Source organism: Streptomyces sp. NPDC127595, assembly GCF_042671685.1.
Lineage (GTDB): Bacteria > Actinomycetota > Actinomycetes > Streptomycetales > Streptomycetaceae > Streptomyces.
The window spans coordinates 296,338-316,023 of record NZ_JBHXWK010000010.1 but is presented as its reverse complement, the minus strand read 5'-3'; the positions used below and the strand labels follow the sequence as shown (position 1 = coordinate 316,023).

General features: G+C 70.0%; 17 protein-coding genes. 11 read left to right on the top strand and 6 right to left on the bottom strand.

Annotated elements, in window-relative coordinates; translation table 11 throughout:
- Positions 1 to 90: 90 nt before the first annotated feature.
- Complete coding sequence (locus ACFVKT_RS29955) at positions 91 to 945, bottom strand: SDR family oxidoreductase (RefSeq protein WP_385737294.1); 855 nt, start codon at positions 943 to 945, stop codon at positions 91 to 93.
- 89 nt (positions 946 to 1,034) lie between these two features.
- Between ACFVKT_RS29955 and ACFVKT_RS29950 the strand changes: the two genes are divergently transcribed.
- Complete coding sequence (locus ACFVKT_RS29950) at positions 1,035 to 1,406, top strand: winged helix-turn-helix transcriptional regulator (RefSeq protein WP_385737292.1); 372 nt, start codon at positions 1,035 to 1,037, stop codon at positions 1,404 to 1,406.
- Between the two features lie 48 nt (positions 1,407 to 1,454).
- On the opposite strand, the gene ACFVKT_RS29945 is transcribed toward ACFVKT_RS29950, so the two are convergent.
- The 5 genes from ACFVKT_RS29945 to ACFVKT_RS29925 all read right to left on the bottom strand — a co-directional run bounded on the left by ACFVKT_RS29945 (position 1,455) and on the right by ACFVKT_RS29925 (position 8,608).
- Positions 1,455 to 2,534 (bottom strand): 2-oxoacid:ferredoxin oxidoreductase subunit beta, encoded by a 1,080-nt coding sequence (locus ACFVKT_RS29945; protein WP_385737290.1) that lies wholly within the window; start codon positions 2,532 to 2,534, stop codon positions 1,455 to 1,457.
- Positions 2,527 to 4,458: a 2-oxoacid:acceptor oxidoreductase subunit alpha gene (locus ACFVKT_RS29940; protein ID WP_385737288.1), complete on the bottom strand. Its 1,932-nt coding sequence runs from the start codon at positions 4,456 to 4,458 to the stop codon at positions 2,527 to 2,529. Before ACFVKT_RS29940 ends, ACFVKT_RS29945 begins: the two co-directional genes overlap by 8 nt.
- Positions 4,459 to 4,805: 347 nt before the next feature.
- Positions 4,806 to 5,495, bottom strand: a complete 690-nt coding sequence (locus tag ACFVKT_RS29935) for a response regulator (RefSeq protein ID WP_385737286.1) — start codon at positions 5,493 to 5,495, stop codon at positions 4,806 to 4,808.
- Between the two features lie 215 nt (positions 5,496 to 5,710).
- Complete coding sequence (locus ACFVKT_RS29930; protein ID WP_385737284.1) at positions 5,711 to 7,066, bottom strand: sensor histidine kinase; 1,356 nt, start codon at positions 7,064 to 7,066, stop codon at positions 5,711 to 5,713.
- A 291-nt stretch (positions 7,067 to 7,357) separates the two neighbouring features.
- A complete protein-coding gene (locus tag ACFVKT_RS29925) occupies positions 7,358 to 8,608 on the bottom strand; it encodes a sensor histidine kinase (RefSeq protein WP_385737282.1) in 1,251 nt (416 codons plus the stop codon).
- A 303-nt stretch (positions 8,609 to 8,911) separates the two neighbouring features.
- On the opposite strand from ACFVKT_RS29925, the gene ACFVKT_RS29920 reads away from it, so the two are divergent.
- The 10 genes from ACFVKT_RS29920 to ACFVKT_RS29875 are packed head-to-tail and all read left to right on the top strand — an operon-like array spanning position 8,912 to position 19,601.
- Positions 8,912 to 9,355, top strand: coding sequence for an NADH-quinone oxidoreductase subunit A (locus tag ACFVKT_RS29920; protein ID WP_385737281.1), 444 nt, complete (start codon positions 8,912 to 8,914; stop codon positions 9,353 to 9,355).
- On the top strand, positions 9,346 to 10,026 hold the full coding sequence (locus tag ACFVKT_RS29915) for an NADH-quinone oxidoreductase subunit B (protein WP_385737279.1): 681 nt from the start codon (positions 9,346 to 9,348) through the stop codon (positions 10,024 to 10,026). The genes ACFVKT_RS29920 and ACFVKT_RS29915 overlap by 10 nt, the downstream gene beginning before the upstream one ends.
- Positions 10,023 to 11,576, top strand: coding sequence for an NADH-quinone oxidoreductase subunit C (locus tag ACFVKT_RS29910; RefSeq protein WP_385737277.1), 1,554 nt, complete (start codon positions 10,023 to 10,025; stop codon positions 11,574 to 11,576). The genes ACFVKT_RS29915 and ACFVKT_RS29910 overlap by 4 nt, the downstream gene beginning before the upstream one ends.
- Positions 11,573 to 12,541 carry a complex I subunit 1 family protein gene (locus ACFVKT_RS29905; RefSeq protein ID WP_266831156.1) on the top strand — a complete coding sequence of 323 codons (969 nt, stop codon included), beginning with the start codon at positions 11,573 to 11,575 and terminating at the stop codon, positions 12,539 to 12,541. Before ACFVKT_RS29910 ends, ACFVKT_RS29905 begins: the two co-directional genes overlap by 4 nt.
- A 2-nt stretch (positions 12,542 to 12,543) precedes the next feature.
- Positions 12,544 to 13,296 carry a NuoI/complex I 23 kDa subunit family protein gene (locus ACFVKT_RS29900; RefSeq protein WP_385737275.1) on the top strand — a complete coding sequence of 251 codons (753 nt, stop codon included), beginning with the start codon at positions 12,544 to 12,546 and terminating at the stop codon, positions 13,294 to 13,296.
- Positions 13,297 to 13,331: 35 nt separating this feature from the next.
- Positions 13,332 to 14,084 (top strand): NADH-quinone oxidoreductase subunit J, encoded by a 753-nt coding sequence (locus ACFVKT_RS29895; RefSeq protein WP_385737344.1) that lies wholly within the window; start codon positions 13,332 to 13,334, stop codon positions 14,082 to 14,084.
- Positions 14,084 to 14,509 (top strand): NADH-quinone oxidoreductase subunit NuoK, encoded by a 426-nt coding sequence (gene nuoK, locus ACFVKT_RS29890; RefSeq protein ID WP_385737273.1) that lies wholly within the window; start codon positions 14,084 to 14,086, stop codon positions 14,507 to 14,509. The genes ACFVKT_RS29895 and nuoK overlap by 1 nt, the downstream gene beginning before the upstream one ends.
- Positions 14,506 to 16,497, top strand: a complete 1,992-nt coding sequence (locus tag ACFVKT_RS29885) for an NADH-quinone oxidoreductase subunit L (protein WP_385737271.1) — start codon at positions 14,506 to 14,508, stop codon at positions 16,495 to 16,497. The genes nuoK and ACFVKT_RS29885 overlap by 4 nt, the downstream gene beginning before the upstream one ends.
- 6 nt (positions 16,498 to 16,503) lie before the next feature.
- Entirely contained in the window at positions 16,504 to 18,081 is a 1,578-nt protein-coding gene (locus tag ACFVKT_RS29880; protein ID WP_385737269.1) for an NADH-quinone oxidoreductase subunit M, read from the top strand.
- Complete coding sequence (locus ACFVKT_RS29875) at positions 18,078 to 19,601, top strand: NADH-quinone oxidoreductase subunit N (protein ID WP_385737267.1); 1,524 nt, start codon at positions 18,078 to 18,080, stop codon at positions 19,599 to 19,601. Before ACFVKT_RS29880 ends, ACFVKT_RS29875 begins: the two co-directional genes overlap by 4 nt.
- Positions 19,602 to 19,686: the final 85 nt, after the last annotated feature.

The window sequence follows — 19,686 nt, the reverse complement described above, 5'->3', positions numbered from 1 at the left end:
GCCGAGCGCCCCCGCCTGTCATGCCCGTATCGCCATACGGTCATGACAGGCGGGGGCGCCCGAAAGCGGCAGCGAGGGCCCGAGGGGGAATCAGCCCTTCAGTGCCGCCGCGACCGACTCGGCGATCGGCGTGGTCGGGCGGCCGGTCAGCCGGGACAGATCGCCGGTCGTGACCGCCACCTCACCCTTCTCGACGGACGCGTCCACGCCCACCATGATCGTGGCGAAGGCCTCGGGCAGCCCGGCGCCGGTCAGGACGCCGAAGTAGACGTCGGCGGGAACGGAGTTGTACGCGATCTCCTTGCCGGATTGCTTCGCCACCTCGGCGGCGTACTCGGCGTAGCCGAACGTGGTGTCGCCGCTCAGCTCGTACGTCGTGTTCTCGTGGCCCTCGCCGGTCAGCACCGCCACGGCGGCATCGGCGTAGTCGGCGCGCGCGGCACTGGCGATACGGCCGTCACCGGCGGCCTGGACGACGGCGCCGTGCTCGAGGACGGGGGCGAGGTTCTCGGTGTAGTTCTCGTTGTACATGCCGTTGCGCAGCAGGGAGTACGGCAGCCCGGACGCGAGGATCGCCTCCTCCGTGGCCCGGTGGTCGTCGGCCAGGGCGGCCGTGAGACTGCCGGGAGCGCTGGTGTACGCGAGGAGCGCGACCCCGGCGGCCTTGGCGGCGTCGATGACGACCTGGTGCTGGCCGACGCGGCCGAGGTGGAACTCGTTCCCGGAGATCAGCAGCACCTTGTCGCCGGCGGCGAAGACGCCGTCGAAGGTCTCGGGGGCGTTGTAGTCGGCGACCGCGATGTTCACCCCGCGGGCCGCGAAACCGGCGGCCTTCGTCTCGTCCCGGACGACAGCGGTGATCTGGTCGGCCGGAACCTTCTCCAGCAGTCCCTCGATGACGTGGCGGCCGAGGCTTCCGGTGGCTCCGGTGACGACGATGCTCATGTTTGCTCTCTCCTTGAGGGGGGCTTGGCACTAACCCTAGGAGCTGCACTAACTTCTCGAAAGTACCCACTTTGAAGTAAGGTACTGGCATGTCCGTAAGCAAGTGGAGCGTCGAGGGCGAGGCCATGTGCCCGCACCGCCTCGTCCTGGAGCACGTCACCAGCCGCTGGGGCGTCCTCGTCCTGATCGAGCTGAACGAACGCCCGTACCGCTTCAGCGAACTGCGCCGGGCGATCGGCCGTGTCAGCGAGAAGATGCTGACCCAGACCCTCCAGACCCTGGAGCGCGACGGTCTCGTCCATCGCGACGCCAAGCCCGTGATCCCGCCCCGGGTCGACTACTCCCTCACCGATCTGGGCCGCGAGGCCGCCCAGTTGGTGAGTGCGCTCGGGGTCTGGACGAATGAGCGGATGGACGACGTGGTGAAGGCGCGCGAGGTGTACGACAGGGCCCGGACCTGATGGCCCGGGCCCTGTAGCTGTAGCTGTACCTGCGGGCGTACGGGCCGATCAGCCGACGACCGTCCAGGTGTCGCCGCCCGCGAGCAGCGCGGCCAGGTCGCCCTTGCCGTTCTGTTCGATGGCTGTGTCGAGCTGGTCGGACATCTGGGTGTCGTAGACCGGCCGTTGGACGGAGCGCAGGACCCCGATCGGGGTGTGGTGCAGGGTGTCGGGGTCGGCGAGGCGGGACAGCGCGAACGCGGTCGTGGGCGAGGCCGAGTGCGCGTCGTGGACCAGGATGTCGGTTTCGTTATCCGGGGTGACGTCGACGACCTTCAGGTCGCCGCTCACCGGGTCCCGTACGACGCCCCTGGCCAGGTCGGTGCCGAAGCGGATGGGCTGCCCGTGCTCCAGGCGGATCACCGCCTCCTGGGCCTGCTGCCTGTCCTTCAGCACCTCGAAGGCGCCGTCGTTGAAGATGTTGCAGTTCTGGTAGATCTCCACCAGCGCCGTACCGGGGTGGGCGGCGGCCTGCCGCAGCACGTCGGTGAGGTGCTTGCGGTCGGAGTCGACGGTGCGGGCCACGAAGGAGGCCTCGGCGCCGATGGCCAGCGACACCGGGTTGAAGGGTGCGTCCAGCGAGCCCATCGGCGTCGACTTGGTGATCTTGCCGATCTCGGAGGTGGGCGAGTACTGGCCCTTGGTCAGGCCGTAGATCCGGTTGTTGAAGAGCAGGATCTTCAGGTTCACATTGCGGCGCAGGGCATGGATGAGGTGGTTGCCGCCGATGGACAGCGCGTCGCCGTCACCGGTGACCACCCAGACGCTCAAGTCCCGTCTGCTGGAGGCGAGTCCGGTGGCGATGGCGGGAGCGCGGCCATGGATGGAGTGCATCCCGTAGGTGTCCATGTAGTACGGGAAGCGGGAGGAGCACCCGATCCCCGAGACGAAGACGATGTTTTCCTTCGCCAGGCCGAGTTCGGGCATGAAACCCTGCACGGCGGCGAGGATCGCGTAGTCACCGCAGCCGGGGCACCAGCGCACTTCCTGATCGGACTTGAAGTCCTTCATGGACTGCACGCCCTCGGCCTTGGGGACGAGAGAAAGCGCCTCGATCGTGCCCGTGCCTTCCGTGGTCGTCTCAGCCATCGATGGCCTCCTTGAGAGCCGTGGCGAGCTGCTCAGCCTTGAACGGCATGCCGTTGACCTGGTTGTAACTGTGGGCGTCCACCAGGTACTTCGCCCGGATGAGCGTGGCGAGCTGGCCGAGGTTCATCTCGGGGATCACCACCTTGTCGTAACGCTTCAACACCGCGCCCAGATTCCGCGGGAAGGGGTTGAGGTGGCGCAGATGGGCCTGCGCGATGGACTCCCCGCCCGAACGCAGCCGCCGTACCGCCGCCGTGATGGGTCCGTAGGTCGAACCCCAGCCCAGGACAAGGGTGTTGGCGGCCGCCGACGGGTCGTCCACGTCCACGTCCGGGACATCGATGCCGTCGATCTTCGACTGCCGGGTGCGGACCATGAAGTCGTGGTTGGCAGGGTCGTAGGAGATGTTGCCCGTGCCGTCCTGCTTCTCGATGCCGCCGATGCGGTGTTCAAGACCCGGGGTGCCCGGGATCGCCCACGGTCGGGCGAGGGTCTGCGGGTCGCGCTTGTAGGGCCAGAACACCTCGGTGCCGTCGTCCAGCGTGTGGTTGGGTCCCTGGGCGAACTGGACGCGGAGGTCGGGGAGTTCGTCGGTGTCCGGGATACGCCACGGCTCGCTGCCGTTGGCCAGATAACCGTCGGAGAGCAGGAACACCGGCGTGCGGTAGGTGACCGCGATACGGGCCGCCTCGATCGCGGCGTCGAAACAGTCCGCCGGCGTCCTGGGGGCCACGATCGGGACCGGGGCCTCGCCATTACGGCCGAACATCGCCTGCAACAGGTCCGCCTGCTCCGTCTTCGTCGGCAGACCGGTCGAAGGCCCGCCGCGCTGGATGTCGATGACCAGCAACGGCAGTTCCAGCGACACTGCGAGGCCGATGGTCTCCGACTTCAGCGCCACACCGGGGCCCGATGTGGTGGTGACGGCGAGCGAGCCGCCGAAGGCCGCGCCGAGCGCCGCGCCGATACCGGCGATCTCGTCCTCCGCCTGGAAGGTGCGGACGCCGAAGTTCTTGTGCTTGCTCAGCTCGTGCAGGATGTCCGAGGCCGGAGTGATCGGGTACGAGCCCAGGTAGAGGGGCAGATCCGCCTGCTTCGAGGCGGCGATCAGGCCGTACGACAGGGCCAGGTTCCCGGAGATGTTGCGGTAGGTGCCGGTCGGGAACGCCGTCGACGCCGGCGCGACCTCGTAGGAGACAGCGAAGTCCTCCGTCGTCTCGCCGAAGTTCCAGCCCGCGTGGAACGCCGCCAGGTTCGCCTTCATGATCTCGGGCTTCTTGGCGAACTTGGCCTTCAGGAACCTCTCCGTGCCCTCGGTGGGCCGGTGGTACATCCATGACAGCAGCCCGAGGGCGAACATGTTCTTGCTGCGCTCGGCCTCCTTGCGGGAGAGGTCGAACTCCTTGAGCGCCTCGACGGTCATGGTGGTGAGCGGGACGGGGTGGACGCTGTAGCCGTCCAGGGAGCCGTCCTCCAGCGGATTCGTGGCGTAGCCGACCTTCGACATCGCCCGTTTGGTGAACTCGTCCGTGTTGACGATGATCTCCGCGCCGCGCGGCACATCGGCGATGTTCGCCTTCAGGGCCGCCGGGTTCATGGCGACCAGGACGTTCGGCGCGTCGCCGGGCGTCAGGATGTCGTGGTCGGCGAAGTGCAGCTGAAAAGACGAAACGCCCGGCAGGGTGCCTGCGGGCGCTCGGATCTCGGCGGGGAAGTTCGGAAGGGTCGAGAGGTCGTTGCCGAACGACGCCGTCTCCGAGGTGAAGCGGTCGCCGGTGAGCTGCATACCGTCACCCGAGTCACCCGCGAACCGGATGATCACCCGGTCCAGCCGACGGAGCTCTTTCGCCCCTGCCGGTTTGCGCTGTTCTCCTACGACGGCTCCGTCGGCCTGTTCCGCTGCGCTACTGACCTGGCTGGTCACTGAACTGGACCTCCCTCGAGGCGGCTGTCTGGGAGCGGCCTTCCCGCAGGCCATCCCAGGATCAACCCTACGTCTGTAAGGGTCGCCTTCCCGGGGTCATTCGCACAGTGGACACCATTTTGAGACTGCTTGACGGCCTGACTTGTCATGACTTGCCCGCCCCCCGACGCTTCCCTTGAAGACGCTCCCGCTCATCCTTCGGTTCTCGTACCGCTCGGCCGGCTCCCGCTCATCCTTCGGTTCTCGCACTGCTCGGCCGGCTCCCGCTCATCCTTCGGCTTCTTGCCGCTCGGCCGGCTCTCGCTCTGCCCGGTATTTTCACTGCCATCTGACACAGTGTCAGATGATCAGGACTTCAGATAGGTGAGGACCGCCAGGACACGTCGGTGGTCTCCGTCGCTGGGGGAGAGCCCCAGCTTCAGGAAGATGTTGCTGACGTGCTTCTCGACGGCCCCGTCACTCACGACGAGCTGCCGGGCGACGGCGGAATTGGTCCGGCCCTCGGCCATCAGCCCCAGGACCTCCCGTTCCCTCGGGGTGAGCCCCGCGAGCACGTCCTGCTTGCGGCTGCGCCCGAGCAGCTGCGCGACCACCTCCGGGTCCAGGGCGGTACCCCCCTTGGCCACCCGCACCACCGCGTCCACGAACTCCCGCACCTCCGCCACCCGGTCCTTGAGCAGATAACCGACGCCACGGGTCGAACCGGCCAGCAGTTCGGTGGCGTACTGCTCCTCCACGTACTGCGACAGCACGAGCACACCGAGTCCCGGATGCGCCTTCCGTAGCTGTACGGCGGCCCTGACCCCCTCGTCGGTGTGCGTCGGCGGCATCCGGACGTCGGCGACGACGACGTCCGGCAGCTCGTCCCGGTCCGCGAACTCGGTGATCGTCTTGATCAGCGCTTCCCCGTCCCCGACCCCCGCCACGACGTCATGCCCGCGATCCGTCAACAACCGGGTCAGGCCCTCCCTGAGCAGCACTGAATCCTCGGCGATGACGACCCGCACTCGGTCCTCCACGATTTTCGGCCCCCCCATTTGTGTGACAGCTCCCCAGCATTCCAGCATTGGGGCCGGAGGGGAGCGGTTCAGCCCGTCCGGCGTTCGAGGACGAGGCCGTTCAGGCCGACAGCGGGGGTCTGGGGGCGCGGCCCCCAAGTACGGGAATGGGTAGGGGCGGCGCGGGGCGAAAAAACGCCCCACGCCGCCCAGGCCCCCCCTTTTTTTCGGGGCTCAACCCCCTTTTTCGGGGCTCACCCCCGCCAGGGCAGCTCCGCGGTGATCCGGGTGGGCCCGCCCACCGGTGAGTCCACCACCAGAATCCCGTCCACCGCCCCGAGCCGCTCCGCGAGCCCCGCCAGCCCCGACCCGGCGGAGCCATCGGCGCCGCCCACCCCGTTGTCCACGACCTGAAGCATCAGCCGGTTCTCGACGCGCCAGACGTCCACCGTGGCGCGCGTGGCCCGGGAGTGCTTGCTGATGTTCTGCAGCAGCTCGGAGACCGTGAAGTACGCGATTCCCTCGATCGCGGGCGCCGGCCGGGCCGGCAGATCCACATCGACCTGCACCGGCACCGTGCACCGCGAGGCCACCGCGGACAGCGCGGCGTCCAGGCCGCGGTCGGTGAGGACCGCCGGGTGAATACCGCGGGCCAGATCCCGCAGCTCCTGCAAGGCCGTCTTCACCTCACCGTGCGCCTCGCCCACCATCCGCGCGGCCGCCTCCGGGTCCTCCGTAAGCTTCTCCTTGGCCAGCCCCAGATCCATCGCCAGGGCGACCAGCCGGGCCTGCGCCCCGTCGTGCAGATCGCGCTCGATACGCCGCAGGTCGGCCGCCGCGGTGTCGACCACGACCCCCCGGTCCGACTCCAGCTCGACCACCCGCGTCGCCAGCCGAGAAGGCCCGAGCAGCCCGCGCACCATCAGCCCGTCCACCGTCGTCAGCCCGCGCACGATCCACGGCGTGGCCATGGTGAACAGCAGCCCCACCAACGCCGTCACGGTGACCTCGAAGGGGTTGTTCAGATAGACGCTGTGCGCGTCGTCGCCGTAAAGCTGGAGCCCGTCCTGACCCCCGTACATCGGGAAGATCCAGAACCACAGCGGATACGTCAGCAGCGCCCACCCCCACGCCCAGAAGTTCAGCGCCACCACGAACGAGAACACCGACCACGGGAACTGCACCACCGCGTACAGCAGATGCCGCCAGGACGCTCCGCTCCTGAGTACGGCACCCATCCACGCCATCGCCCCGTTCTTCCGCATCCGCAACGGCTCGGGCGCGGCCACCTCGACCCCGAGCAGCAGGCGCGCCCGCGCCCGCTCCAGCGAGCCGAACCCCCGGCAGCCGGCCAGGGCACCGGCGAGCACCGGGACTCCGAGGAAGGTGATCAGCAGGCCCGCGCCGAGCGAGAACATCGTGACGGCGTACGTGAACATGAGGATGCCGAGCGGCAGGCTCAGCAGCACAAAGCCGAACTCGCGCCAGCTGCGGGCCTCGATCGGCGCCCGCAGCGGGGCCGGAAGACGCAGCCGCCGTTCACCGGCACCCGCCCCGTGGAATCCGGGCCCACCCTGCTGCCCGTACCCCTGTCCGTAATCCGTGGCCATCGGTCCCGTCCGTTCTACTCGTCCTGCTCGTCTGCTCGTACCTCAACCCTGCTGTCCAGCGCGCCCGGCGACCATGGAGCGCGTCGGCGTCTCGGAGCGGGGGTTTTCCCTACCTCGGAGGACGGGCGGGACGGCGGTGGTACGGGGTGCGTGCCGAATCCGGCCGTACGGCTACGTGTGCGTGCTGGGCCTTGGCCGTACGCGCGGATCCGGCGGCGTCGGGCCGCACGGGGGACGGGGGACGGGGGACGGGGGACGGGCGCGGCGTGACGGTGACCGCTATCGCGCTGGCTAGTTCCGCCGGTCTCGGTCTCGGTCTCGGTCCCGGTCTCGGTCCTTGCCTCCGCCGAGGCCCCGGTCCCGCCAGGGCAGCTCCGCGGTGATGACGGTCGGACCGCCGGGTGGCGAATCGATGACGAAGAGGCCGTCGACCGCGCCGAGCCGGTCGGCGAGCCCCGCCATCCCCGTGCCGCCGTCGATGCTGGCCCCGCCGTTCCCGTCGTCCCACACCTGGATGAGCAGCCGCTCGTCCGTCCGCCACACGTCCACGGACGCGGACCGCGCACCGCTGTGCTTGCTGATGTTCTGCAGGAGCTCGGAGACGGTGAAGTACGCGATTCCCTCGATCGCCGCGGCCGGTCGCGCATCCAGGTCGGCCGTCACCTTCACCGGCACGGTGCAGCGCGAGGCGACCGCGGACAGCGCGGCGTCCAGACCGCGGTCGGTGAGGACCGCCGGGTGGATGCCGCGGGCCAGGTCGCGCAGTTCCTGCAACGCGAGCTTCACCTCGCCGTGCGCCTCGTCGACCATGGCCGCGACGGTGTCGTCGGCCTGGCCCTCCAGGAGCTTCTCCTTTGCCAGCCCGAGCCCCATCGCCAGGTTGACCAGCCGGGCCTGCGCCCCGTCGTGCAGATCGCGCTCGATGCGTCGCAGGTCGGCGGCGGCGGTGTCGACCACGACCCCCCGGTCCGACTCCAGCTCGGCGATACGCCGCTCCAGGTCCTCGGAGGGCGACAGCAGCCCGCGCACCATGGCCCGGTCCACGTTCGTCAGCCCCCGCGCGAGGAACGGCAGTACCGGCCACAGCACGAACAGCGACGTCAGCGTGACCGTGAAGGTGAGGATGCCCCAGGGCAGCCGTATGAAGTCGTACAGGACCGTCCGCCAGCCCACCGGGTCCTTCAGCGCCAGCCACAGCTGGGCGAAGAAGCCGCCCCGGCCGCGCAATGGCAGCGGGCTAGGCTCGTCGATCCGCACCCCGAGCAGCGCCCGGGCCCTGGCCCGCTCCATCTTGCCCAGCAGGCGCGCACCCATCAGCCCGGCCGCGAGCAACGGCAGTCCGATCACGGTCACGGTCAGCCCGACGCCCGTGAACAGCACTGTCACCACATAGGTGAATCCGAGCAGTGTCACCGGCAGATTGGCCAGCAGATGCGCGATCTCCTTCCACGTCTGCCGGTCGAGGGCGAAGCGCGCGGGAGGGAGCCGGTCGACGTCGGACGTTCTGTCCGGCGTTCCGGGGAGCGGGATGCGTTCGGTCATATCCGCTAGCGTGCCCGGCCGCGAGCCGCGGCGCCATGAGGTGGGCCTCCGGGATCCACTGGGGAAAACCCCACCCCCGGAGCGGACCCGGGTGACGACTCAGCTCGTGCCCGGGTGACGACTTCGCTCGTGTCCGGGTGACGACTCCACTCGTGTCCGGGCGATGACTCCACTCGTGTCGAGGCGATGACTTCGCTCGTGTCCGGGCGCGACGGGCTGCTTACCGTTTCTTTAGCAGGCCCTAGACTCCCGTCCGTACAGATCGTCGAACGAGGCGCAGCACAGAGGGAGTGAGGGGCTGAAGTGCCGGAACCGACCGTTGTCACGGCAACCGGGACCGCCGTCGCGGCGGACTACTTCCACGGGACCGCTGTCGCGGCGGACTACTTCCAGTCGTACTCGGTCGTCGGACTTCTCGCCGTCGTCGGCGTGCTGTTCGTCGCCGTCGCCTTCGGCGCGGGACGTCTGCTGCGGCCGATCGTCCCCACCCCCGAGAAACTTCTGACGTACGAGTGCGGCGTCGACCCCGTCGGCGAGGGCTGGGCCCATACCCAGGTCCGCTACTACGTCTACGCCTTCCTCTACGTGATCTTCGCCGTCGACTCGATCTTCCTCTTCCCCTGGGCGACCGTCTTCGCCGCACCCGGCTACGGCGCGGCGACCCTCGTGGAGATGTTCATCTTCCTCGGCTTCCTGGCCGTGGGCCTGCTGTACGCCTACAAGAAGGGCGTCCTGGAATGGACGTGACCCCCGAGACCGAGCCCTCCGGGCAGCCGACGACCGCTGGTCAGGTGGTGAGTTCCGGGCAGCCGGTTTTCGTGCCGGAGCCCCAGCGCCTCGGCGCGCTCTCCCGCCTGGCCCCCGAGCCGATGAAGGTGGTCCTCAACTGGGGCCGCCGCTACTCGCTCTGGGTCTTCAACTTCGGCCTCGCCTGCTGTGCCATCGAGTTCATCGCCGCGTCCATGGCCCGGCACGACTTCATCCGGCTCGGCGTGATCCCCTTCGCGCCCGGCCCGCGCCAGGCCGACCTGATGGTGGTGTCGGGCACGGTCACGGACAAGATGGCGCCGGCGGTGAAGCGCCTCTACGAGCAGATGCCGGAACCGAAGTACGTCATCTCCTTCGGCGCCTGCTCCAACTGCGGCGGCCCGTACTGGGATTCGTACTCCGTCACCAAGGGCGTCGACCAGATCATCCCCGTGGACGTCTACGTGCCGGGCTGCCCGCCCCGCCCGGAGGCCCTCCTCCAGGGCATCCTGAAACTCCAGGAGAAGATCGCGCGCGAGTCGCTGGGCGAGCGGTACGGGTCGGTGTCGCGGCCGTCGCCGGCCGCCCTCCAGAGCGGTCTGGTCCAGCCTCCGGCTCCAGCGGCTCCGGCTCCGGCGGCTCCGGCCTCGGACTTGGGAGACGCCCGATGACCGGCTGGCTCCCCGCTCCTGTCGAGGAACTGTTCGGCCCCGAGGCCACGGCAGAGGAGTCGTACGAGGTCCTGACGGTCGACGTCCCGCCCGCCTCCTGGACCGCGGCCCTGGAGACCTCCCGCGAGGTCCTGGGCTGCACCTACTTCGACTGGCTGAGCGCCGTCGACGAACCGGCCACGGGCTTCCGCGTCATGGCGCATGTGGCGGCACTGGGTCCGCTACGGCGCCTTCTCCTCCGTACGACGGTCCCGCACTCCGCGCCCGTCCTCCCGTCGGCCGTATCCGTGTACGCCGGAGCCGGCTGGCACGAGCGCGAGACCCACGAGATGTTCGGCGTCACCTTCGAGGGCCACCCGGGCCTGGACCACCTGCTCCTGCCGGAGAGCTTCGAAGGCCACCCCCTCCGCAAGGACTTCGTCCTCGCCGCGCGCGTCGCCAAGGCCTGGCCCGGCGCGAAGGAGCCCGGCGAGTCCGAACACGGCGGCCCCAAGCGCCGCCAGATGCTCCCGCCCGGCGTCCCCGACCCCAACGAGTGGGGCCCCCTCAAGGGCCAGCTCCCACCGGCCCCGGCCCGCCCCGCCCGCGGCACCACCCGCCCGCCCGGCGACCGCCCGGCCCGCCGTGCCCGCACGGCGGGGGAGGGGCCGGCCGGCCAGGTCGCGAGTGCGGATACCGCGGGTACGGGTCCGGCGGAGGCAGGGTCGGCGGAGGCGGGGTCGGCGAATACAGGGTCTGCGAATACGGGATCTTCGGATACGGGGTCTTCGGATACGAGGTCGGTGGGCGCGGGCTCTGCCGGGCCCGGGGCCCGGGCTTCAGGAGCGCCGCGTCGGGCTCGGAGCGCGAGTCAGGGGTCTGCCAGTCAGCAGGGGGCGACACCAGTCCCTGGGTCCGAGACAACTCCGGACGCTCCGGCGGCCGTTGAACCGACGGCCGTTGAACCGGCGGCGACTCCTGTCCCGGAGGCTGGGGCAACTCCGGACGGCCCGACGGCCGTTGAACCGGCGGCGACTGATCCCGCGGCGACTGAACCGGCGGCTCCTGCCGGTCCGCGCCGCGCACGCAGTGCGAGCCAGGGCTCGGCGACGCAACGCGCGGAGGGCACCGAACCGGCGGCCCCCGCCGCGCCTCCAAGCCCCGCCCCGCCGCGCAGCTCGGACGCCCCTTGGCACCACGCACACCCTGCTTTCGACGAGCAGAAGCCGGAACCGGAACCGGAGCCGGCGCAGAAGTCGGATCAGAAGCAGGAGCCGGATCCGCAGAAGCCGGTGCCGGAGCCGGAACAGAAGCCGGAACGGGAACCGGAACCGGAGCCGGCGCAGAAGTCGGAACAGAAGCAGGAGCCGGAACCGCAGAAGCCGGAGTCGGAGCCGGAACAGAAGCGGGAGCCGGAACCGCAGAAGCCGGAACCGGAGCCGGCGCAGAAGCCGGAGCCCGAAGCCACCCCGAAACAGCCGGCCGCACCTCCCGACCTCGACCCCAATACCTCCACCCCGCCCCCCACTCCAACCCGCGACCCCGACGACCCCTCCGGAGGCACGCAGTGAACGACGCTCTCGACGTCGCCCTGCGACTCCTCGTCGTCTTCGTCGTGTTCCTGACGTTCCCCCTGATCGTCGGGCAGACCGAGCACAAAGTGATGGCCCACATGCAGGGCCGCCTGGGCCCGATGTACGCGGGCGGCTTCCACGGCTGGGCTCAACTCGTCGCGGACGGCGTCAAGTTCGCGCAGAAGGAAGACATCGTCCCGGCCGGGGCGGACCGCCGTATCTTCCAACTGGCCCCCGCCGTGGCCCTCCTCCCGTACCTCCTGGTCCTCCTCGCCATCCCCATCGGCCCGGGCGAGGGCGCCGTGGGGGAGGTCGTCGACGCGGGCATCTTCTTCGTACTCGCCGTCATGGGCGTGGGCGTCCTCGGCTCACTCATGGCGGGCTGGGCCTCGGCCAACAAGTTCTCCCTCCTCGGCGGCCTCCGTACCGCCGCCCAACTCCTCGCGTACGAACTCCCGATGCTCCTCACCGCCGCCTCCGTCGCGATGGCGGCCGGCACCGTCTCGCTCCCCGGCATCGTGGACGCCTTCGAGTGGTGGTGGCTGCCCTGGCAGATCGTCGGCGCGATCGTCTTCTTCGTGGCCGGCCTCGCGGAGCTGCAACGACCCCCCTTCGACATGCCCGTCGCCGACTCGGAGATCATCTTCGGCGCGTACACCGAGTACACCGGCCTCCGCTTCGCCCTGTTCCTCCTTGCCGAGTACGCCGGAATCGTCGTCCTGTGCGGTCTGACCACCGTCCTCTTCCTGGGCGGCTGGCACGGCCCCTGGGGCGCCGACGGCCTCGGCTGGGTCTGGACCCTCCTCAAGGCGGCCGTCCTGGCCTTTGTCGTCATCTGGCTGCGCGTCACCTACCCCCGCCTCCGCGAGGACCAGCTCCAGAAACTCGCCTGGACCCTCCTCGTCCCCCTCGCCCTCGCCCAGATCGCCCTCACCGGCATCGTCAAGGTGGTGATCTCCTAACCATGGCTGAGCCTCTCCCGCCCACCCGTCCCCGCATTCCCGGCTCCGGCCTCGCCAAGGGCCTGGCCGTCACCCTCCGCACGATGACGAAGAAGACCGTCACCGCGCAGTACCCGGACGTCCAGCCCGAACTGCCGCCCCGCTCCCGAGGCGTCATCGGCCTCTTCGAGGAGAACTGCACGGTCTGCATGCTCTGCGCCCGGGAGTGCCCGGACTGGTGTATCTACATCGACTCCCACAAGGAGACGGTGCCGCCCGTCGCTCCCGGCGGCCGCGAGCGCAGCCGCAACGTCCTCGACCGCTTCGCCATCGACTTCGCCCTGTGCATGTACTGCGGTATCTGCATCGAGGTCTGCCCTTTCGACGCGCTGTTCTGGTCCCCGGAGTTCGAGTACGCCGAGACCGACATCCACGAACTCACTCACGAACGCGACAAGCTCCGCGAGTGGATGTGGACGGTTCCCGCACCGCCCGCCCTGGACCCCGCCGCCGAGGAGCCCAAGGAACTGGCCGCCGCCCGCAAAGCAGCCGAAAAGCTCGCGGCAGCCCAGACCGAGCCGTCACCCCCTCCCTCTGTCTCCGCCTCGGCCCCGGCCCCGGCCCCGGCCCCGGCCCCGGCCCCGGCCCCGGCCTCGGCCCCGGCCCCGGCCTCGGCCTCGGCCCCGGCCCCGGCCCCGGCTCCGACTGAACCGCCCGCCCGGCCCGAGCCCTCCGCCCGGCCCGACTCCGCCAATCCGCAGGAGGGCGAGTCGTGAGCGTCGCAGCAGCCACGGTCACGGCGGCGCACGCCATGACTACCGCCGCCGCCAACTCGGCAGGCGCCGAAGGCCATGGCTTCCTCTCCCCGACCGGCGTCGAGATCGCCTTCCTCCTCGTCGGCCTGGTCACCCTCGGCGCCGCGATCGTCACCGTCACCACCAAGCAGCTGGTGCACGCCGCCCTGTGGCTGGTGGTGGCGCTCGGCGGCCTCGCCGTCGAATACCTCCTGCTCACCGCGGAGTTCATCGCCTGGGTACAGGTCCTCATCTACGTCGGTTCCGTCGTCGTCCTCCTCCTGTTCGGTCTGATGCTCACCAAGGCACCCATCGGCCGCTCCCCGGACGCCGATTCCGGCAACCGCTGGGCCGCCCTGACCGTGGCCGTCGCCTCCGCGGCCGCCCTGGTCTGGGTCGTCGTCGACGCCTTCCGCACGACCTGGATGGATCTGGAGGGCGCGGCCGCCGGCTCCACCGAGGTGACCGGCAAGGCCCTCTTCCAGAACTGGGTCCTCCCCTTCGAGGCCCTCTCCGTCCTTCTCCTCGCCGCCCTGGTCGGCGCGATCGTCCTCTCCCGCAAGGCGAACGAGGACACGGCGACCACGACCGGCGCCCCGGCCCCCCGGAGCATCCCGCCCACCGGCACGGCTCCCACCGCCCCGGCCCCCCGGAGCATCCCGCCCACCGGGACCGCCCCCACCGCCCCGCCGGCCCGGAGCGAGACGCCGCCGGCTTCCCGGAGCGAGACGCCGCCGGCCCCCCGGAGCGAGAAGGAAGGCACCCGCTGATGCACCTCGCTTACCCCGCCGTGCTCTCCGCCCTCCTCTTCTGCACCGGCCTGTACGGAGTCCTCGCGCGCCGCAACGCGATCCTGGTCCTGATGTCCGTCGAGCTGATGCTCAACGCCGTCAACCTCAACCTCGTCGCCTTCGACGTATGGCTGAGCAAGACCGCCCAGGACACCCTGCACTCCGGCCAGGCCCTGACCCTGTTCACCATCGCCATCGCCGCGGCCGAGATCGGCATCGGCCTGGCGATCGTCCTCGCCGTCCACCGCAACCGCGGCACCTCGGACATCGACAAGCTCCGCGACACCGCCGAGGGCCCGGACACAGACGGCCCCGACGACTGCCCCGACAGCGACGGCTCCGGCAGCGGTGGCCCCCAATCAGCCGCCGCCCCGCCGGTCGAGAAGGCTGAGGCCACCGCGTGACCACGACCACCCTCGCCGTCCTCGTCCCCCTCCTTCCGTTCCTGGGCGCAGTGACCGGCCTCCTCCTCGGCCGCACAGCCCCCGGTTTCGTACGCCCCCTCGCCGTACTTCCCACTCTCGCGGCGTTCGCCCTCGCCGTCCTGGTAGCCGTACGTCAGGGCGGCGACCAGGCCGTCGACGCCGCCACCGAACTCACACCCACCGGCTCCGTCCCCATCGAGCTCGCCCTGCACATCGACGGCTTCGCCGTCCTCGTCGCCGTCCTGGTCGGCCTGGTCGCCTCCTGCGTGCAGATCTATTCGACGGGGTACCTGCGCGACGACCCGCGCTACCCCTCGTACGCCGCCCTTGTCTCCCTCTTCACCTCCGCGATGCTGCTCGTCGTCTACTCCGGCGACCTGATCGTGCTCCTGGTCGGCTGGGAGATCATGGGCATCTGCTCGTACTTCCTGGTCGGCCACTACTGGGAGACCCCCGAGGCCCGCGCCGCCTCGATCAAGGCCTTCCTGGTCACCAAGCTCGGCGATGTCCCCTTCCTGATCGGCCTGTTCGCCCTCGCCACCGACGCCGGGTCCTTCCGCATCACCAAGGTCCTCGGCACCGTCGCGAGCGGCGGCCTCGATCACCCGACGCTGATCGCGCTGCTGCTCCTCGCCGGTGTGGCGGGCAAGTCGGCGCAGTTCCCGCTGCACACCTGGCTGCCCGACGCGATGGCGGGCCCGACTCCCGTCTCCGCGCTGATCCACGCCGCGACGATGGTCGCCGCCGGTGTCTACTTCATCGCCCGTCTCCTCCCGGTCTTCGAGGCCTCCTCGGCCGCGATGGTCGTCCTCGCCGTCATGGCCGCCGTCACGATGGCCGGTTCAGGGCTCGCCGCACTCGCCCAGGACGACATCAAGCGCGTCCTCGCCTACTCGACGATCGGCCAGCTCGGCTACATGACCGGCGCACTCGCCGTCGGCGACCGTGGTGCCGCCGTCTTCCACCTCCTGTCCCACGGCGCCTTCAAGGCGCTGTTGTTCCTCACCGCCGGCGTGATCATCCACGCCTCCGGCACCAACTCGCTCGCCGCCATGTCCCGTATGAAGGACCTGCGCGCCCGCGTCCCCGACGCCTACTGGACGATGACCGTGGCGCTGCTGGCACTCATCGCGATCCCGCCGTTCAGCGGCTTCTTCTCCAAGGAGGCCGTCCTCGGCGCCGCCGAGCACGTCGCCACCGGCCACACCGAGCACGCCCCCGGTGTCGCGGGCTGGATCGTGCTCGTCGCCGGCCTGGTCAGCGCCGTACTCACCGCCGCGTACGCCACCCGGCTGTGGCTGCTCGCCTTCCACGGCCGGGGCGTCGAGGCCCCCGACCACGGCAGACAGCCGTTCACCATGACCGCCGTGCTGTGGGTGCTCGCCGTACCGTCGCTCGCCCTCGGGCTGGCATACGGCCCGCTGCCCGACTGGTTCGACGGCCGCGACCTGACGCCGGTGCTCACCACCTCCGTCCTCGGCACGGGTCTCGCGCTGGTCGGCGTGATCGTCACCTACGGCGCCTGGCAGCACACCAGCGCGCTGGCCGCCCACATCCCGCTGGGAGCGGTCGCCGCCCATCCCGACGCCGATGCCGGCCTGGTCGAGGCCGAGGCGATCGCAAGCCACGCGCCCGCCTACGGAGACGTGGCCTACACCCCCGACCCGGCGGACCCGGGCCGACTGCTCCTCGGCCCGCTGCACCGCCACGCGGCCGTCGGCTTCCACCTCGACGCCGTGTACACGGCACTGTTCGTCCGCCCGGTCCAGGCCGGAGCGGCACTCGTCCAGTTCCTCGACCGAGAGGTCGTCGACACCTACGTACGCGGCGCGGCCGCCCTGCCCCGCTGGTTCGGCGAGGCGGTCCGGCGTGCCCAGACCGGCAATGTGCAGACCTATGTGAGCGCGCTGCTCGCCGGCGCCGTCGTCCTGGTGGTCGCCGCCCTCCTAGTCGCCACGGGAGCGTGAGCAGGCGTGATCGATATCAGTGAATCCGTGATGCAGATCCTTCTGGCATTCATCGTCGTCGGCCCGCTCATCGGCGCCGCCGCGGCTCTTCTGCCCGCCCCGCCCGGACTGAAGGGAAAGTCGCCCGAGCAGGCCGTGCTGCGGCACGGTGTGACCGTCACCGGCGCAGTGCTCATCGCCGCGATCGTCCTCACGCTCGGCTTCGACCACGACCACCCGTCAAGGATGCAGGCCACGACGGACATCAGCTGGATCCCCGCACTGGACGTGCGGATCCACCTCGGCATCGACGGCATTTCCCTCCCCCTCCTCGTCCTTACCGCGCTGCTGACCTTCCTCTGCGCGCTGTACAGCTACTTCAAGATGCCCGCGGGCCCGACCCCGAAGGCGTTCGTCGCACTCGTCCTCGTCCTCGAGTCAGGCACCCTCGCCACCTTCGCCGTCCTCGATCTCCTGCTGTTCTTCCTCGCGTTCGAGATGGTGCTCATCCCGATGTACTTCCTCATCGCCCGCTGGGGCGGTGAGCAACGGACCCAGGCCGCTTGGAAGTTCATCCTCTTCACCCTCCTCGGATCCGTCGTCATGCTGCTGGGCCTGCTCCTGATCGGAATCAAGTCCGGCACATTCGACATGGTGGCACTCGCCACTGACAACGGCCGGTCGCTGACCACATCCGTGCAGGTCATCGCCGTTTTGGCGATCGGAATCGGGCTCGCGGTCAAGACGCCGATGTGGCCGCTGCACAGCTGGCTGCCGGACGCCCACACCGCCGCGCCCACCGTCGGCTCGGTCCTGCTGGCCGGCGTCATGCTGAAGATGGGTACGTACGGTTTCGTCCGCATTCTGCTGCCGATCGCACCCGAGGGCATGCGCACCTTCGCCCCGTACCTCGCAGCCTTCGCCGTGGTCGGAATCATCTACGGATCCCTGGCCTGCCTCGCCCTCGTCAGACAGGGCGCGAAAGGCGACCTCAAGCGGCTCATCGCCTACTCGTCCGTCGGCCACATGGGCTTCGTACTTCTCGGCATCGCCACGATGACGCCGACCGGCGTGAACGGCGCGCTCTTCGCCAACATCGCCCACGGCCTCATCACCGGCCTGCTCTTCTTCCTGGTCGGCGCGCTCAAGGACCGCACGGGCACCACCGACCTCGACGCCCTCGCCGAGGAGACCGGAGCCGCCCTCTACGGCAAGGCACCCCGCTTCGGCGGCCTCCTCGCCTTCGCCGCGGTCGCCTCGCTCGGGCTGCCCGGCCTCGCCGGATTCTGGGGCGAGATGCTGGCACTGTTCGGCGCGTTCAAGCCCGCCGACGACCTCAGCCGCCCCGCGTTCCTGACGTTCATGGCGATCGCCGCCTTCGGCACGCTGCTGACCGCCGCGTACATGCTCCTCGTGGTACGCCGCGTCTGCATGGGCGCCACCCCACAGCCGGAGAGCCCCAGGCTCGCCGACATCAAGAGCTACGAGTTCGCCGCCTGGGCCCCGCTCGTCGCCCTCACGGTCGTCGGCGGACTCTGGCCCAAGGCCCTCCTCGGTCTGACCGACCCGGCCGTACAGCAGCTCTTCGCAGGAGGCACCCGATGAGCTCCCTGGCCCAGCCCGTGGCTCAGTCCCTCGTCCAGTCCGTCGACTGGCTCGCGATCGCGCCCCCCACCATCGCCGCGGTCGTCGGACTCGCCGTGCTCGTCGCCGACCTCTTCCTCGGCGACGCCAGGAAGACGATGCTCGGCTGGGTGTCGGTCGCGGGACTCGCCGCCGCCACGCTCATGCTGCTGCCCCTCCTGGACGGCGACCGCGCCACCTTCTGCCTGACCGGTGACGGCGATGTCTGCAGCTACACGGCGGACCGCTTCACGCTCGTCATCCAGCTCCTGGTCCTCGGCGGCGCCCTCCTGACGGCACTCCTCTCGGTCACCGCCCTGAAGGACGCCAACAGGGAACTCCCCGAAGGGGAGTACTGGTTCCTGTTGCTCTCCTCCGCCGCGGGCGCCGCCCTGCTCCCCGCCTCGCGCGACCTCGCCACCCTGATCGTCGCCCTGGAAGTCGCCTCCCTGCCCGCCTTCGCCCTTGTCGGCATCAAGCGCGGCGACAAGAAGTCCTCCGAAGCGGCCCTGAAGTTCTTCCTGTCCTCCGTCACCGCGACCGCCGTGAGCCTGATGGGCGTCAGCTTCGTCTACGCCACGACCGGCACCCTCTACCTCACCGAGATCGCGAACAAGATCCAGCAGGTCGACAGCCAGTTCCACACGCTCGCCCAGGCGGGCGTCGCCCTCACCCTCGTCGGCTTCGCCTTCAAGACGGCCGCCGTGCCCTTCCACTTCTGGGTGCCCGACACCTACGTAGGGGCGCCTCTGCCGATCGCCGCCTACTTGTCGGTCGTCGGCAAGGCGGTCGGCTTCTCCGGGCTGATCCTCGTCACCGTCATCGCCTTCCCGTCGTACGCCGACGTCTGGGGCCCGGCACTCGCCGGACTGGCCGCCCTCACCATGACGGTCGGCAACGTCGGCGCCCTGCGGCAGCAGGCCACGCGCGCGTACAGCGCGGTACGGCTGCTCGCCTGGTCCTCCGTCGGCCAGGCCGGCTACCTCCTGGTGCCGATCGCGGCCGCCGCGTACTCCAAGGACGCGGAGAAGGCCATCGGCTCCACCGTCGCGTACGCCCTGATGTACGCCGCCGTGAACCTCGGCGCCTTCGCGGTGGCCGCCCTCGTCGCCCGTACCAGCCCCCTCAACCGCGTCAGCGACTACCGGGGCCTGTACGCCGCGAGCCCCCTGTCGGCGCTGCTCCTCGGCTTCTTCCTGCTCTGCCTCGCAGGCCTGCCGCCGGGCATCATCGGCCTCTTCGCCAAGGTCACCGTCTTCTCGGCGGCCGTCGACGCCGGCCTTGGCTGGCTGGCCGTGGTCATGGCCGTCAACGTGGTGATCGCGCTCTTCTACTACCTGCAATGGACGACACTGCTGTTCCGCGCCCCCGAAGGAGAACCCGCCAAACACCGAGTCCCGGCCCCGCTCACGGCGGCGATCGCCCTGACAGCCGTCCTCGGCATCGCCCTCTCCGGAGCACCACAGCTGGCCCTGCGCTTCTCGGCGACCGCCCTTTTCTGACGCCCATCGGGCACGCGCGCGCGTGGACCATCACCCGGACGGACCACGCCCGCAGGTGCGCGCACAAGGGAACTAGTGCTCCTCG